Consider the following 15,437-nt stretch of genomic DNA (forward strand, 5'->3'; position numbering starts at 1 on the left):
GTCTCAATTGCCGGGCAGGCTGCTACTGAGAGTGGTCTCCAGCCCGTCGTCGCGCGTGAAGCGGAAGCGGGACGTGACGACGATCTGGTCGGCCTGGCGACGCATGGCCTCGCTGAAGCGCCCGAAAGGCGCCGCGGCGTAGACGATGGCCACCGCCCGCTGGTCCAGCAGACGCGAGTTTGACGGGCGCACGATCTCCGCGTCGACGACGCGGCCACCGGCGTCGATGGTCACGTTCATCGTCAGCTCGCCGTAGAGCTTGCGGCCCCCGGCTTCGGGGAAGTCGCGCGTGCCACGCTCCTCGATGCGCCGCCGCAGCCCGTCGTAGTACAGCGCGTAGACCGCCTCCTGCGTGGCCGGGCTGATGTAGCGCTTCTTGGGCCGCGCGTTCTCGGCGTTGATGCGTTTCTCGATCTCGGCCAGCTGGCGCACCAGCTGACGGTGCCTCTCCTGCTGCGCCCGTTCGCTCGGTGTACCGGCCTCGCGGCGCGGATCGGGCGGCGGCAGCAGCGCCAGTTCGCGACGCAGCGCCGCCAGCAGCTGCTGTTGCTCGGTCTGCAACTGCTGCATCTGGCGGCGTGCGTGGTCCGGCGCATCACCCAGCTGGAAGGCATCCGACGGCGGCAGGGGCGACGTCGCCCGGCCACGCTCGGCATCGCCGCCGCCGGCCAGGTTGGCCTGGGCGATGGCCTGGGCCTTGAGCGGCGGCTCCTCGGACCGCGCGTTGACGAGGATGACCTCCAGCGGCGTGTCGCGGAACACGCGGTTGAAACCCTCCGGGTCGACGAAGCGCACGGCCAGCAACCCGGCGTGCACCGCCAGCGACACCGTCAGCGCCCACTGCAGCACCGTCATCCGGCGCAGCAGCACGCCGGCACGCTGGATGACCTGGCCGATCACGACGACGCCGTGCCTCCCGGGGCGGCGGTTGACGCGTCAGAGTCGCCGGGCTCGTCGACCTCGACCGCGATCGACAGGCCCGCCGCCAGCGCGGACTCGTCCTCCCCTTCGCCACCGGCGTCGTCCGCCCCGGCGTCCGGCGGCAGTGGCGCGTCCAGCTGCTCCAGCAGCGTGCCGTGCACGTCCAGCGTCAGCAGGTCGGTGCGGGCCACGCGCACGCGCACCCGGGTCCCGCGTGGCAGGCCCTCGGTACCACCCACGCGCAGCACCAGCGGCAGCGTCTCGGCGCGCACCAGGCCGTCCTTCATGGCCGCGCAGTCCAGCGTGTCCACACCCTGCTGCTCGAGCCAGCGCAGGGTCCAGTAGCGTTCGATGCCGTGCTGGAAATCGTTGTAAGCGGCATAGGTGGCGTCGAAGGACGAGATGATGGAGAACAGCGTCGCGTCCTTGGGCCGGAATGGCGCCGCCAGCGCCGCGGTGCGGCCGTGGCACACGCAGGCGATGATCTGCCACTGGTTCACCAGGTCGGTGTACCGGCGCAGCGGCGACGTGGCCCAGGTGTACTGCGCCACGCCCATGCCGGCATGCGGCAGCGGCTTGGTGCCCATGCGCACCTTCACGCCTGGCGCCAGGCTGGCCTGGCTGCGGTAGATGCCGGGCACGCCGCATTCCGCCAACCAGCCGCCCCAGTGGCTGTTGGCCAGGATCATGGCCTCGGCGACCACCAGGTCCAGCGGCGCGCCGCGTCGGCGGGTGCCGATGAGCACCGGCTCGCTGCCGTCAGGCTCCCGCGAACCGTCGCTGTCCAGGCGGAAGCTGTAGTCGGGCCGGTTGAAGGTCTCCGGCCGGCCGCGCACCTGCTCGCGCCGGGCCTTGCAGTGGCGCGCCAGCCGGAAGGCGAAGGCGAGCTCCGGTGCGAACGGGTACTCGGCCAGCGCCTCGCCGGTGAGCGAGGCCTCGGTGATCACCTCGTCGAGCTGGTCATGGCGCAGATTGGCCACGATCGGCACCCGCTCGACCCGTGTCTCGGCCGACAGGACCTCCAGCGTCGCCTCGTCGATGTGCAGGTACAGGCTCAGCGCCGGGCAGTCGCGGCCTTCGTCCAGCGTGTAGGCGCGCACCACCGCGTCGGGCAGCATCGTCAGCTTCCAGCCCGGCATGTAGACGGTGGACAACCGCTCGCGTGCGATCTTGTCCAGCGGTGAATCGGGCGCGATGGCCAGGCCCGGCGCGGCGATGTGGATGCCGAAGATGACCGTGCCCTGGCCCAGGCCGGTCACCGACAGGGCATCGTCGATCTCGGTGGTGGCCGAATCGTCGATGGAAAAGGCCTGCACGGGTGCCAGCGGCAGGTCGTCCGTGATCTCCGGCACCGGCAGGTCGGGAAACCCGGTGCCGCGCGGAAACTGGTCGAAGAGGAAACGCCGCCAGTGGAACTGGTAGGGGCTGTCGATGGCACCGGCGGCCTGCAGCAGGTCCAGCGGCGCGCGCTGCGCCGCCTTGGCCGCCTGCACCACGGCCTTGTATTCCGGGCCGTTCTTGTCCGGCTTGAACAGGATGCGGTAGAGCTGTTCGCGCACCGCGTCCGGGCAACGCCCCTCGACCAGATCGCTGGCCCAGGCATCGATCTGCTGCGCCACCTGCTTCTTGCGCTCGATGGCCAACAGGGCCGCCTTGACCGTCTCCTCCGGTGCCTTGCGGTACTGCCCCTTGCCGGCCCGGCGGAAGTAGTGCGGCGCATCGTGCAGGCGCAGCAGCGCGGCGGCCTGCTGCACCGGCCCGGCCGACGCGTCGAAGTAGTCGCGCGCCAGGTCGGCGAAACCGAAGTCGGCCTCCGGGGCGAATTCCCAGGCCAGGTCGAGGTCGATGTCGGCCGCCTGCTGCGCCGCCTCGGCCAGCAGGTCGGCCGGTGCCGGCTTCTCGAAACGCAGCAGCACGTTGGCTGCCTTCACCTTCACGCGCTTGCCGGAGTCGAGCTCGACCTGCATCGAGCTCTCCGCCTCGGACATCACGCGGCCGGCCAGGAACTTGCCGGCGTCATCGAACAGGGCGTAGGTCACGCCCCGGATTGTGGCCTAGCGCCGTGGCTGGGCAATCGTGTAGGCCGACAGCTGGCCCGTCGTGCGGTCCAGCGCCAGGCCCGTCTTGGTCACGCCGTCGACGAGGAAGGCCACGGCACCGACGCAGGCCTCGCCGCTGTGCCGGGCCAGCGCCTGGCCCTTGCGATTGGTGCGCAGCGTGACGACCTGGTCGAGGTAGTAATCGTCCAGGAAACGGCCGCGCAAGGTGGCACCGGCCACCGGCAGACCGTCACCGCCGACGACGGTGATGCGTGCCGACACCTCGTTGCGCGCACCGGGGGTGCACTGGCCGGGCGGCTGCCCCGGCTCGGAGACCATGCGGCCCTTCATCGCAATCGCGCTCACGCGCAGGCAGTTCTCGGCGCAGGGCTGTACCGGCACCAGCTTGGCCAGGCGGTGGCTGCGGCCGATGAGCACCTGGGCCAGGATGCTGCCGTCGTCGGCCATCTCGCCGGGGGCCCCCACGCCGGCCTCGGGATACGCGGCGGACACGAAGCTGGTCAGGCTCTGTGCCGGACCATCCGGCCCGAAGGAGATCAGCCCCGAGCTCAGGATGTGGCCCGTGATGGTGCCGCTGCTTTGCACGCCCCCAACCCCATAGGGCACCGACGAGGCCGCCGGCCCCGCGAGCACCTGCCAGCCTCCGGCGTCGCTGTAACGTGCCAGGTAGCGGTAGCCCTGGCTGGTGCCCGAGGTGGAAAGCAGGAAGCTGGCCCGCATGCCGTCGTCGTTGACGGCGCCGGTCAAGGTCGAGGTGTTGCCGTAAAACCCGGCCGGAGGCGGCGCGGCCGCCGTGGCGCTGCCCGGCTCGCCGAAGCGGTAGGTCAACGTGCGCGTGGCGACGGTGCCGCCCGGGCTGACGGCCACGGGTTCGTCGGCCGGGTAGCCCATCGCCGTCAGGCTCTGGATGCCTTCTGCTGCCGTCCACGTGAACGGATCCTGCGCGACGAACCAGGTGCGGGCCAGACCGATCACGCGGTTGCTGTCGTCGATGCCGGCCGGGATCGCGTCTGCGAAGCCCGCCAGCTGGCCGATCGGCGTGGCGTCGTGCCCGCTGCCGTCGGCGCGCGGCACCCACACGTGGCCGGCCCCGCCAGTGGCGTCCAGGCGCATCGCCGTGCCGGCGATCCAGCCGCTGGCGTTGACGCCGCTGAAGCTCAGATAAGCAGCACCTTCGGGCACCGTGAGCAACTGTCGGCGCCCCTCGACCCAGATGGCCGGGACGTTGAAGATCGGCGGGCAGCCAACGCAGGGCGGCGGCAGGCTGGTGCTGCCGACCACGACGCGACCGAGCCGGTCCATCGCCACCCCGCTGGCGACGGAGGCGATGTAGTCGATGGCATAGGTCTGCGCCTGCACGGCGCCAGCCAAGCTCAGCCCGCCCAGTGTCAGCCAGCGCGCCAGCCCACGCACACCACGCCGCACCCGCATCCGTCCGGTCGACATCTTCGTTCTCCCGTCATCGAAGATTCGACGGTACGGGAAAAATATCCCAACGAAAAGCCTTCCTGGCCTGCCGACCCCGGCCCTGATTGGGCCGCTTGACCTGGGTCAGACCGTCATGCCGCCACTGACCTCGATCACTGCGCCATTGACGTAGCTGGCATCGTCGCTGGCCAGGAACGCGTACACGGCTGCGATCTCCTCCGGCCGGCCCAGGCGGTGCAGCGGCACCTGCTCGCGCATGTGCTGCAGCACCTTGTCGGGCACGGTCTGCAGGATCGGGGTCTCGACGAAACCCGGCGCCACGGCATTGACACGGATGCCCTTGGGCCCGAGTTCGCGACTCCAGGTCTTGGTGAAGCCGATGACACCGAACTTGCTGGCCGCGTAGTTGGTCTGGCCGTAGTTGCCGTAGAGGCCAACCACGCTGCTGGCGTTGAGGATGACGCCGCGGCCCTGCTCGATCATCGCCGGCGCCACGGCCTGGGCGCAGTGGAAGACGCCGCGCAGGTTGACGTCGATGACGGCGTCGAACTGCTCCTGCGACATCTTCACCAGGCGCGCATCCTTCGTGATGCCGGCGTTGTTGACGAGCACGTCGATGCGGCCGCGCTTCGCGAGCACGGCGGCCACCATCGCGTCGACCTGCGTTCGGTCGGTGACGTCCACGGCGAAGGTCTCGGCCGCGCCGGCCATGGGGTCGGCCCGGCGGTCGCAGCCGATCACGTGCGCGCCCTCTTCGGCCAGGCGCGCCACGGTGGCCGCGCCGATGCCCTGTGCCGCACCGGTGACGATGCAGATCCGGTCTTTCAGTCGCATAGGTTCAGGAACTCCAGCAGGATGGGAAGGTGGTGGTCGAAGTCGGACAGCGCGTGGTCGCTGCCGTCGATCAGGTGCTGCCGCGCGCCGGCATAACGGACCGACATCTCGCGCCAGTCCAGCAGTTCGTCGCCCTTGGCGATGATGGCCAGGGTGCGCTCCGGCCGGGTGACGGCCGGCACGGTCAGCGCGCGCAGCTCGTCGACGTATTCGGGGCGAAAGAAGAAGTGCTGCTCCGGGTCGTGCCAGGCCGTCTGCTCGCCGATGTAGGCCGCCAAGTCGCGGGCCGGGTCCACGGCCGGGTTGATCACCACCGCCGGGCAACCGTGGCGCTCGGCCTCGGCCGTGGCGTAGAAGCCGCCCAGTGAACTGCCGCAGACGGCCATGGCGTGCTTCGGCCATGCGGCGATGCCGGCATCGATCGTCGCCATGGCCTCGCGCGGCGATGGCGGCAGTTGAGGGCACCACCAGTGCAGATCGGGCTGGTGGTGGTCCAGCCAGGCCTTCAGACGCTGCGCCTTGAACGACTGCGGCGACGACCGGAAGCCGTGCAGGTACAGCAGGTGCGTCGGCGGCGCAGGAATCCTCGTCATGCCGGCAGTCTATCGGTCGCCCCGATGCGGCCCGGCCCGCAACGACGCCAGAATCGCCCCTTTGCCCCTTCCGTGCACACCATGTCCCACCCCTTCCTGCGCCTGGCACCCATCTCGGCTGCCGTCGTGCTGCTGTCGGCCTGCGCCACCGTGAGCGGCCCGGCCGCCACGTCGGCCGCGCCCGCCCCTGACAAGGCCACCGTCGCCAGCGCGCCGGCCAGTGCCGCCAGCGCACCCAAGCCCCCGTCGCGGCCCGACCCGAGCGCGCCCAAGCCCTTCGACGAAGTGATCAAGGACGCCGAGCGCAGCGCCGGCTTCATCCCGGTCTGGCGCAAGGACGAGAAGACCTGGCTGGAGATCGCGCCCGAGCGCCTGGGCAAGCCGATGATCCTGAGCCTGAGCATCGCCAACGCCGTCGGTGAGCGTGGCCTCTACGCCAACCAGATGGTCAGCGACAACAAGGTCGAGCTGCGCATCGTCGGGCGCGTGCTGCAGCTGCGCGCGCTGAACACCGCCTTCCGCGCCAACGGTGACCCGGCGATGGCGCGCACCGTGGCCGAATCGTTCTCCGACAGCCTGCTGGCTGCGGCCCCGGTGCTCAGCGCGCCGCACAAGGACAGCAAGGCGGTGCTGGTCGACGCCTCGACCCTTTTCATCGGCGACCTGCCGGGCATCAGCACCGCGCTGGAAGCCGCCTTCCGCATGCCCTACGGGCTGGACGGCAAGAATTCGAGCATCGAGCGGGCCCGCTCCACCGCGCAGAGCCTGGCCGTGACCACGCAACTGCACTTCGCCACGCCGCGCATCCCGGCGCCGCCGGCCACGCCGCTGCCGCCCACGGCGCCGCGACCCATGCCGCCGACGACCACGCCGGACCCACGCAGCTTCTTCATCGGCGTGGCGATCAACCTGACCGGCCTGCCCGAGCAGCCGATGGCCGTGCGCAAGGCGGACGCCCGCGTGGGCTACTTCACCGAGTCGTACACCGAGCTCGGCAACGACCTGACCCCCAACCCGCGCCAGCACATGGTGCGCCGCTGGCGGCTGGAGAAGAAGGACCCCGCGGCGGCGCTGTCGGAGCCGGTCAAGCCCATCACCTTCTGGCTGGACCGCAACATCCCGCAGCGCTACCGTGCCTCGGTGACAGCCGGCATCCTGGAATGGAACAAGGCCTTCGAGCGCATCGGCTTCAAGAATGCGGTCGTGGCGAAGCAGCAGCCCGACGACGCCGACTTCGACACCCTCGACGCCGAACACGCCACCATCCGCTGGTTCACCGGCGCCGACGTGGGCTTCGCCCGCGGCCCCAGCATCGTCGACCCGCGCACTGGCGAGATCCTGGACGCCGACATCGCGATGAGCGACGTCTTCGGCCGCGGCGCGCGCCGTTTCATCACCGAGGACGTGGGCTTCTCCAGCTTCGCGCAGCGCCCGGTGCTGCAGGCCCTGTGGGGCAGCACGCGGCCCGAAGACGCCGCCTACTGCACCTATGCAGTGGACGCCGCCGTGGAGCGCAGCTTCGCCTTCGACCTGCTGGAGGCACGCGGCGAACTCGAGCCCGACAGCCCGGCAGCCGAGGCCTTCGTGCAGGCGCAGATCAAGGACACCATCATGCACGAGGTGGGCCACACGCTGGGGCTGAAGCACAACTTCCGCTCGTCGACCGTGATCACGCGCGATCAGCTGAAGGACAAGGCCTTCACCGAAACGAACGCGATCACCGGCTCGGTGATGGACTACAACGCGTACAACATCCCGCTGGCAGGTGAGCCCAAGGCCAACCTGAACGTGGTCACGCTGGGCCCGTACGACTACTGGGCCATCGAGTACGCCTACGCGCCGCTCGACGCCAAGGACGAGGCCGCCGGGCTGGCGAAAATCCTGGCGCGCCATACCGACCCACTGCTCGCCTTTGCCGACGACGCCGACGCCGGCGGCTTCGGCGGCGTGGTGGGCCTGGACCCACGCGACAACCGCTTCGACCTCGGCGACGACCCGCTGGCCTGGACGCAGAAGCGCCTGGCGCTGTCGCGCGAGCTCTGGCAGCGGCTGCAGGAACGCGGCCCCCGCGCCGGTGACGACCCGCAGCGCCTGCGCCGCAGCCTGCTGGCCGGCTTCCGCCAGTTGGGCCGTGCACCGGAGATCGCCGCCAAGTACGTGGGCGGCATGTACACCGAGCGCGACCTGCCAGGCCCGGGCGCGCGCCCGGCCTACCGCCCGGTGGAGCCGGCGCGCCAGCGCGAAGCCCTGCAGTTCCTGACGACGGGCCTGTTCAGCGTGGACAGCTTTCAGTTCAAGCCAGAGTTCCTGACCAGCGTGGGCGTGGACTACGTGGAGTGGCGGCGCGCCGCGCCGGTGTCCGTGCCCCAGGCCGTGCTGGCGGTGCAGAAGCAGGCGCTGGACCGGCTGCTGTCGGCGGGCACGGCGCAGCGCGTGCTGGAACTACCCTACTACCTGCCGGCGGAACAGCGCAAAGGCGCGTTCTCGCTGCAGGAGGTCTACACCACGCTGCAATCGGCGGTGTGGAGCGAACTGAAGTCCGGCCGCGAGATCGACCCGCTGCGCCGCAACCTGCAGCGCGAGCACCTCAGGCGCCTGCAGGCCATGCTCACCCGCGGCGCGCCCGGCCTGCCGGCCGATGCGCTGAGCCTGGTGCGCCTGAACGCCACAGAACTGCAGGCGCAGCTGCGCAAGGCGGCATCGCGGGGCGGGCTGTCGGTGGAAACGCGGGCCCACCTGCAGGACAGCCTGGGCACGCTGACCGAGGCCTTGCGCGCGACGATGCAGCGGGCGGTCTGACCGGGCAGCGGCCGGGCAGGCCACCGGGCTGTCCGGCCCACCCGGCCACAGGATCGACCCGGCGTTTCAGCCGGCCAGCCGCGTCAGCAGTTTGCCGTGCACGCCGCCGAAGCCGCCGTTGCTCATGCACAGCACGTGGTCGCCCGGCCGCGCGCTGCGCACGACGGCCGCGACCAGGCTGTCGATGTCGTCGAGCACACGCGCCTGCTCGCCCAGGGGCGCCAGCGCGGCGGCCGCGTCCCAGCCCAGGTGGGCCGCGTGACAGAACGACAGGTCGGCCTCTTCCAGCGCCCACGGCAGCAGCGCCGCCATGTCGCCGCGCTTCATGGTGTTGGACCGCGGCTCGAACACCGCCAGGATGCGTGCGTCGCCCACCTTGCGCCGCAGCCCGTCGAGCGTGGTGCGGATGGCCGTGGGGTGGTGGGCAAAGTCGTCGTAGACGCTGACACCGCCGGCGGTGCCGCGCAGCTCCAGTCGGCGCTTCACGTTCTCGAAGGTCGCCAGCGCGGCGGCGGCCGCCTCGGGGGCCACGCCCACGTGCTCTGCCGCGGCGATGGCCGCCAGCGCGTTGAGCTGGTTGTGCTCACCCAGCAGCGGCCAGTCCACGTGGGCCAGCTTCAGGCCGCCGCGCAGCACGTCGAAGTCGTGCGGCTCGCCGCGCGCGCGCAGCACGCCGGGCTCTTCCTTGCGCGCGCCGAAGTGCTGCACCTCGCTCCAGCAGCCGCGGGCCAGCACCCGCGCCAGTGAGTCCTCGCGGGCATTGACCACGAGACGGCCACTGGCCGGCACGGTGCGCACCAGGTGGTGGAACTGGGTCTCGATGGCCGCCAGGTCCGGGAAGATGTCGGCGTGGTCGAACTCCAGGTTGTTGAGGATCGCCGTGCGCGGCCGGTAGTGCACGAACTTGCTGCGCTTGTCGAAGAAGGCGGTGTCGTACTCGTCGGCCTCGATCACGAACGGCCTGCCCCCGCGGCCCGGCAGGGCCGCTTCGACGTTACCCAGCCGGGCCGAGACGCCGAAGTTCACCGGCACGCCGCCCACCAGGAAGCCCGGCTCGAGCCCGGCCCTGTCCAGGATCCAGGCCAGCATCGCGGTGGTGGTGGTCTTGCCGTGCGTGCCCGCCACGGCCAGCACATGGCGGCCCGGCAGCACGTGCTCGGCCAGCCACTGCGGCCCACTCGTGTACGGCAGCCCGGCGTCGAGGATGGCCTCCATCAGCGCATTGCCGCGCGAGACCACGTTGCCGACGACGAAGACGTCGGGCTTCAGCGCCAGCTGGTCGGCCGACCAGCCCTCGATCAGGTCGATGCCGAGCGCGCGCAGCTGGTCGCTCATCGGCGGGTAGACGCCCGCATCGCAACCAGTGACGCGGTGACCGGCCTCGCGTGCCAGCGCGGCCAGCGACCCCATGAAGGTGCCGCAGATGCCCAGGATGTGGATGTGCATGATCGGATTGTCGCTGCCGGCGTGCAGGCGCCGGGCGGTCGTCAGGCGCCTGGATCGGCCCACTGCCAGCGCGTGCGCGCAGCGAACACCTTGTCCGGGTAGTCGCGCTTGCCGCGGCTGCCGTTGTAGCGGCCCAGCGCCATGAACAGGTCGCCGCGCTCGATGTCCAGGTAGTGGCGCAGGATCACACAGCCGAAGCGCAGGTTGGTCTGGGCGTGGAAGAGCGCGCGGTCGTTGCCGTCACCGATCAGGCGGGCCCAGAACGGCATCACCTGCATGTAGCCGCGCGCACCGGCGCTGCTGATGGCGTACTTGCGGAAGCCGCTCTCGACCTGGATCAGCCCCAGCACCAGCGCCGTTTCCAGGCCGGCGCGGCGGCTCTCGTACCAGAGCGTCTGCAGGAACTCCACCCGCGTGTGGTGCTCGGCCATGCGGCGCTTGAGCCGCTCGCTCATCGCGCCCAGCCAACGCAGGTGCACCAGGCGGTCCTCGATGCGCTCGAAGCTCGGCTTGGGCGGTGCCGTCTGTGCGATGGCCGCGGCCAACGCGCCACGCACGCTGTCGGCCAGCGGCTCCTCGATCTGCCGCCCGGCCTGCACGGCCGGCCAGGCCAGGCCCAGCGGCAGCGCGAGCAGCGCGCGCCGGGGCGTCATCCGCGCAGGCGGGCCTTCAGCGTGTCGGCCGCCGCGGCCACGGGCAGCGCGGTGGCCTCGGCCTCGCGCCGGCCCTGCACCTCCACCGTGCCGGCCTTCAGGCCGCGGTCGGAAATCACCACGCGCCAGGGCACCCCGATCAGTTCCCAGTCGGCGAACATCGCGCCCGGGCGTTCGCCGCGGTCGTCCAGGATCACGTCGATGCCCGCGGCGGCCAGCGCGTCGTGCAACTGGTCGGCCGCCGCACGCACGTCGTCGCTGCGGTCGTAGCCGATGGGGCAGATCACGGCCTCGAAGGGTGCGATCGCGGCCGGCCAGACGATGCCACGCTCATCGTGGTTCTGCTCGATGGCCGCACCCAGGATGCGCGTGACGCCGATGCCGTAGCAGCCCATCTCCATCGGCTGAGGCTTGCCGTTCTCGTCCAGGTACACCGCGCTCATCGCCGCGCTGTACTTGGTGCCCAGGTAGAACACATGACCGACCTCGATGCCGCGCTGGATGGCGAGCGTGCCCTTGCCGTCGGGAGAAGGGTCGCCGGGCAGCACGTTGCGGATGTCGGCCACCAGGTCGGGCTCCGGCAGGTCGCGGCCCCAGTTGGCACCGGTGTAGTGGAAGTCCACGGCATTGGCGCCACAGATGAAGTCGCTCATCGCCGCCACCGTGCGGTCGGCGATCACCTTCACCGGCTTGCGCGTGCCGATCGGCCCCAGGTAGCCCGGCTTGCAGCCGAAGTGCTCCTCGATCTCGCCCACCGTGGCGAAGCGCCAGCCGGCCTTCAGCCCCGGCAGCTTGCCGGTCTTGACCTCGTTGAGGCTGTGGTCGCCGCGCACCAGCAGCAGCCACACGGTGGTGCCGGTGATGTCGCCGGCCTCGTTGCGCTCGTCGGTGGCGAGCACCAGCGACTTCACCGTGGTCTGCAGCGGCACGCCCAGCAGATCGGCCACGTCCTCGCATGTGCTCTTGCCCGGCGTCGGCGTCTTCGCCAGCGCGGCGCCCGCCGCGGCTCGGGGCGCTGCCGGGGCCACCGCCTCGGCCAGTTCGATGTTGGCCGCGTAGTCGCTGTCGGGGCAGTAGACGATGGCGTCCTCGCCGGTGTCGGCGATGACCTGGAACTCGTGCGACAGGTCGCCGCCGATGGCGCCGGTGTCGGCCGCCACCGCGCGGTACTGCAGGCCGAAGCGGTCGAAGATCGCGCGGTAGGCGCCGAACATCGCGTCGTAGCTCTTCGCCGCGCCGTCCTTGTCGCGATCGAAGGAATACGCGTCCTTCATCGTGAATTCGCGCCCGCGCATCACGCCGAAGCGTGGGCGGCGCTCGTCGCGGAACTTGGTCTGGATGTGATAGAAGTTCCGCGGCAACTGCTTGTAGCTGCGCAGTTCCTGGCGCGCGATGTCGGTGATGACCTCTTCGCTGGTGGGCTGGATGATGAAGTCGCGGTCGTGGCGGTCCTTCACGCGCAGCAGCTCTGGGCCCATCTTGTCGAAGCGGCCGGTCTCCTGCCACAGCTCCGCCGGCTGCACCACCGGCATCAGCAGCTCGACAGCCCCGGCACGGTTCATCTCCTCGCGGATGATGGCCTCGACCTTGCGGATCACGCGCAGGCCCATCGGCATGTAGTTGTAGATGCCGGCCGACAGGCGCTTGATCAGGCCCGCGCGCATCATCAGCTTGTGGCTGACCACCTCGGCATCGGCGGGCGCTTCCTTCAGGGTGCTGACGAAGAATCGGGAGGCTTTCATCGGGCGATGGCGATCAGGTGAAAAGGCCGCGCGTGAAAGCGCATGGCAGGGGCGGCGAGTGCGGGTAAGCGTGGGTTGCCGCGCGGCACCAGGGCGGTGCCATAATGATTTCAATCAAGAATTGGGGTCAGATTATGCTCGACAGGGAAGGCTTCAGGCCCAACGTCGGCATCATCCTGCTCAACGCGCGCAACCAGGTGTTCTGGGGCAAGCGCCTGCGGACCCACTCGTGGCAGTTCCCGCAGGGCGGGATCAAGCACGGCGAGACGCCGGAGCAGGCGATGTTCCGGGAACTGCATGAAGAGGTGGGCCTGCGGCCCGAGCACGTGCAGATCCTGGCGCGCACACGCGACTGGCTGCGATACGAGGTGCCGGACCACTTCATCCGCAAGGACGCGCGCGGCCACTACCGGGGCCAGAAGCAGATCTGGTTCCTGCTCAGGCTGGTCGGGCGTGACAGTGACATGAACCTGCGCGCCACCAACCACCCGGAGTTCGACGCCTGGCGCTGGAACGACTACTGGGTGCCGCTGGACGTGGTCATCGAGTTCAAGCGCGGCGTGTATGAAATGGCGCTGACGGAACTGGCGCGCTTCCTGCCGCGAACCACCCATCACAACCGCTACCTGCGGGCTGGCATGCGCGACCGCCGGCACGATCCCCGCGGCGAACCGCCGCACGGCGACGGGCCTGCGGCCGAACAGACCGGCAGCTGACCTGTCACCGGCCGCCTGCTACAGCCGCACGAGGTTCGTGCGGTGGATCATTTCCAGTTCGTTGACATAGCCCAGGATCTCGGCGATGCGCGCCGAGGGCTGACGGGCGATTCGGCGCGCCTCGCTGGCGGCATAGTTGCTCAGGCCGCGCGCGATCTCGGTGCCGTCGGCCATGCGCACGGCGATCACGTCGCCGCGCTCGAAGTCGCCCGCCACGGCCGTCACGCCGACGGGCAGCAGGCTCTTGCCCTCGTCGCGCACCTTGGCGGCCGCGCCGTCGTCCACGGTGACGGCACCGCGCAGCTGCAGGTGGTCCAGCATCCAGCGCTTGCGCGCCGTCTGCTTCGGTGTGGCGGCCAGCAGCGCGCTGCCGATGGGCTCGCCGCCGGCCAGGCGCAGCAGCACGTCGGGCTCGCGCCCGCTGGCGATCACGGTGCTGGCGCCGCTGCCGGCGGCGCGCTTGGCCGCCAGCACCTTGGTCAGCATGCCGCCACGGCCGATGGCGCTGCCGGCACCGCCGGCCATACGTTCCAGCGCCGGGTCACCTGCACGCGCTTCGGTGATCAGTGTGGCCGCCGTGTCCTTGCGCGGATCGGCCGAATACAGCCCGGGCTGGTCGGTCAGGATCACCAGCACGTCGGCCTCCACCAGGTTGGCGACCAGGGCCCCCAGCGTGTCGTTGTCGCCGAACTTGATCTCGTCGTTGACGACGGTGTCGTTCTCGTTGATGACCGGGATCACGTGCAGCCCCAGCAGCGTCAGCAACGTGGAGCGCGCATTGAGATAGCGTTCCCGGTCGGCCAGGTCGGCGTGCGTCAGCAGCACCTGGGCGCTGGCCATGCCCTGCTCGCGCAGCAGGGTCTCGTACATCTGCACCAGCCCCATCTGGCCCACGGCCGCGGCGGCCTGCAGCTCGTGCAGTTCGCGCGGGCGTGTCGTCCAGCCCAGGCGCTTCATGCCTTCGGCGATGGCACCGCTGGAGACCATCACCAGTTCGCGCCCCTGGCGCGCCAGCGCGGCCAGCTGGCGCGACCAGTTGCCGATGGCCTCGGCGTCGACGCCCCGGCCCTCGTTGGTGACCAGGCTGGAGCCGACCTTGACGACGATGCGGCGCGCGCGGGCAACGACACTCACGGTGCGCCCTCGTCACGATCGAAGCGCAGGTCGGCTTCGGCCACCTTGACCTGACCGGCGGCCACGTGCTGCCAGATCGCGTCCATCAGCGGCTGCAGACCTTCGCGGGTCAGCGCGGAGATCTCGAACACCGGGCCCTTCCAGCGGAAGCGGCGCACGAACTCCGACACCCGCGTGGCGCGGTCGTCGTCCGGCACCATGTCCAGCTTGTTGAGTACCAGCCAGCGCGGCTTGGCGTGCAGCTTCGGGTCGTACTTCTTGAGCTCCGCCACGATGGCACGTGCCTGCTTCACCGGGTCGGCATCGTCGAAGGGCGCCAGGTCCACGATGTGCAGCAACAGCCGCGTGCGCTGCAGGTGGCGCAGGAACTGGTGGCCGAGACCGGCGCCCTCGGCCGCGCCTTCGATCAGGCCGGGGATGTCGGCGATGACGAAGCTGCGCTCCGGGCCCAGGCGCACGACGCCGAGGTTCGGGTGCAGCGTGGTGAACGGGTAGTCGGCGATCTTCGGCCGCGCATTGGACACGGCCGCGATCAGGGTGCTCTTGCCGGCGTTGGGCATGCCCAGCAGGCCGACGTCGGCCAGCACGCGCAGTTCCAGACGCACCTTCTTTGCCTCGCCCGGCCACCCGGGTGTCTTCTGGCGTGGCGCGCGGTTGGTGCTGGTCTTGAAGTGCAGGTTGCCGAAGCCGCCGTCGCCGCCCTTGAGCACCAGGACCTGCTCGTGCGGCACCAGCAGTTCCACCACCTGCTCGCCGGTGTCGACGTCGGTGACCACCGTGCCCACCGGCACGCGCAGCACGATGTCGTCGCCGGCCGCGCCGAACTGGTCCGACCCGCGACCGGGCTCACCGTTCTTCGCCTCGAAGCGACGCGTGTAGCGGTAGTCGATCAGCGTGTTGATGTTGGGGTCGGCGACCATCCAGACGCTCCCGCCGCGGCCACCGTCACCGCCGTTGGGCCCGCCGAACGGGATGAACTTCTCGCGCCGGAAGCTCACGCAGCCGGCGCCACCGTGGCCGGCGGCGATGTCGATCACCGCCTCGTCGACGAACTTCATGCTGGACCTCCGCGCGCAAATGACAAAGCCCCGGCGGGCCGGGGCTTCGGTGT

General features: G+C 70.5%; 12 protein-coding genes. 2 read left to right on the forward strand and 10 right to left on the reverse strand.

The window, feature by feature from the left end; genetic code table 11:
- Nucleotides 1-3: 3 nt before the first annotated feature.
- The 5 genes from ENE75_RS06765 to ENE75_RS06785 all read right to left on the reverse strand — a co-directional run bounded on the left by ENE75_RS06765 (nucleotide 4) and on the right by ENE75_RS06785 (nucleotide 5,836).
- A complete protein-coding gene (locus tag ENE75_RS06765) occupies nucleotides 4-855 on the reverse strand; it encodes an energy transducer TonB (protein WP_128198212.1) in 852 nt (283 codons plus the stop codon).
- A 41-nt stretch (nucleotides 856-896) separates the two neighbouring features.
- Nucleotides 897-2,909 (reverse strand): ribonuclease catalytic domain-containing protein, encoded by a 2,013-nt coding sequence (locus tag ENE75_RS06770; RefSeq protein WP_128198213.1) that lies wholly within the window; start codon nucleotides 2,907-2,909, stop codon nucleotides 897-899.
- Between the two features lie 66 nt (nucleotides 2,910-2,975).
- Nucleotides 2,976-4,427 (reverse strand): hypothetical protein, encoded by a 1,452-nt coding sequence (locus ENE75_RS06775; RefSeq protein ID WP_128197132.1) that lies wholly within the window; start codon nucleotides 4,425-4,427, stop codon nucleotides 2,976-2,978.
- A gap of 105 nt (nucleotides 4,428-4,532) precedes the next feature.
- Complete coding sequence (locus ENE75_RS06780) at nucleotides 4,533-5,243, reverse strand: beta-ketoacyl-ACP reductase (protein WP_128197135.1); 711 nt, start codon at nucleotides 5,241-5,243, stop codon at nucleotides 4,533-4,535.
- A complete protein-coding gene (locus ENE75_RS06785) occupies nucleotides 5,234-5,836 on the reverse strand; it encodes a YqiA/YcfP family alpha/beta fold hydrolase (RefSeq protein WP_128197137.1) in 603 nt (200 codons plus the stop codon). The genes ENE75_RS06780 and ENE75_RS06785 overlap by 10 nt, the downstream gene beginning before the upstream one ends.
- Before the next feature lie 81 nt (nucleotides 5,837-5,917).
- Between ENE75_RS06785 and ENE75_RS06790 the strand changes: the two genes are divergently transcribed.
- On the forward strand, nucleotides 5,918-8,635 hold the full coding sequence (locus ENE75_RS06790; protein ID WP_128197139.1) for a zinc-dependent metalloprotease: 2,718 nt from the start codon (nucleotides 5,918-5,920) through the stop codon (nucleotides 8,633-8,635).
- 66 nt (nucleotides 8,636-8,701) lie between these two features.
- On the opposite strand, the gene mpl is transcribed toward ENE75_RS06790, so the two are convergent.
- From mpl to ENE75_RS06805, 3 genes are read right to left on the reverse strand one after another with little or no spacing between them, the layout of a single operon-like run.
- Complete coding sequence (mpl, locus tag ENE75_RS06795) at nucleotides 8,702-10,081, reverse strand: UDP-N-acetylmuramate:L-alanyl-gamma-D-glutamyl-meso-diaminopimelate ligase (RefSeq protein WP_128197141.1); 1,380 nt, start codon at nucleotides 10,079-10,081, stop codon at nucleotides 8,702-8,704.
- Between the two features lie 41 nt (nucleotides 10,082-10,122).
- Nucleotides 10,123-10,734, reverse strand: a complete 612-nt coding sequence (locus ENE75_RS06800) for a lytic transglycosylase domain-containing protein (protein ID WP_128197144.1) — start codon at nucleotides 10,732-10,734, stop codon at nucleotides 10,123-10,125.
- Nucleotides 10,731-12,476, reverse strand: a complete 1,746-nt coding sequence (locus ENE75_RS06805; protein WP_128197146.1) for a proline--tRNA ligase — start codon at nucleotides 12,474-12,476, stop codon at nucleotides 10,731-10,733. The genes ENE75_RS06800 and ENE75_RS06805 overlap by 4 nt, the downstream gene beginning before the upstream one ends.
- 134 nt (nucleotides 12,477-12,610) lie before the next feature.
- Here ENE75_RS06805 and ENE75_RS06810 point away from each other — a divergent pair, with 134 nt between their 5' ends.
- Nucleotides 12,611-13,192, forward strand: coding sequence for an RNA pyrophosphohydrolase (locus ENE75_RS06810; RefSeq protein WP_128197148.1), 582 nt, complete (start codon nucleotides 12,611-12,613; stop codon nucleotides 13,190-13,192).
- Between the two features lie 18 nt (nucleotides 13,193-13,210).
- On the opposite strand, the gene proB is transcribed toward ENE75_RS06810, so the two are convergent.
- The gene (gene proB / locus ENE75_RS06815; RefSeq protein ID WP_128197150.1) at nucleotides 13,211-14,326 is read right to left on the reverse strand and encodes a glutamate 5-kinase; all 1,116 of its coding nucleotides are present in this window, start codon (nucleotides 14,324-14,326) and stop codon (nucleotides 13,211-13,213) included.
- Entirely contained in the window at nucleotides 14,323-15,384 is a 1,062-nt protein-coding gene (gene cgtA, locus ENE75_RS06820) for an Obg family GTPase CgtA (protein WP_128197152.1), read from the reverse strand. Before cgtA ends, proB begins: the two co-directional genes overlap by 4 nt.
- Nucleotides 15,385-15,437: the final 53 nt, after the last annotated feature.

Origin of the sequence: Rubrivivax albus (genome assembly GCF_004016515.1) — a bacterium.
Classification (GTDB): Bacteria; Pseudomonadota; Gammaproteobacteria; order Burkholderiales; family Burkholderiaceae_C; genus Rubrivivax; species Rubrivivax albus.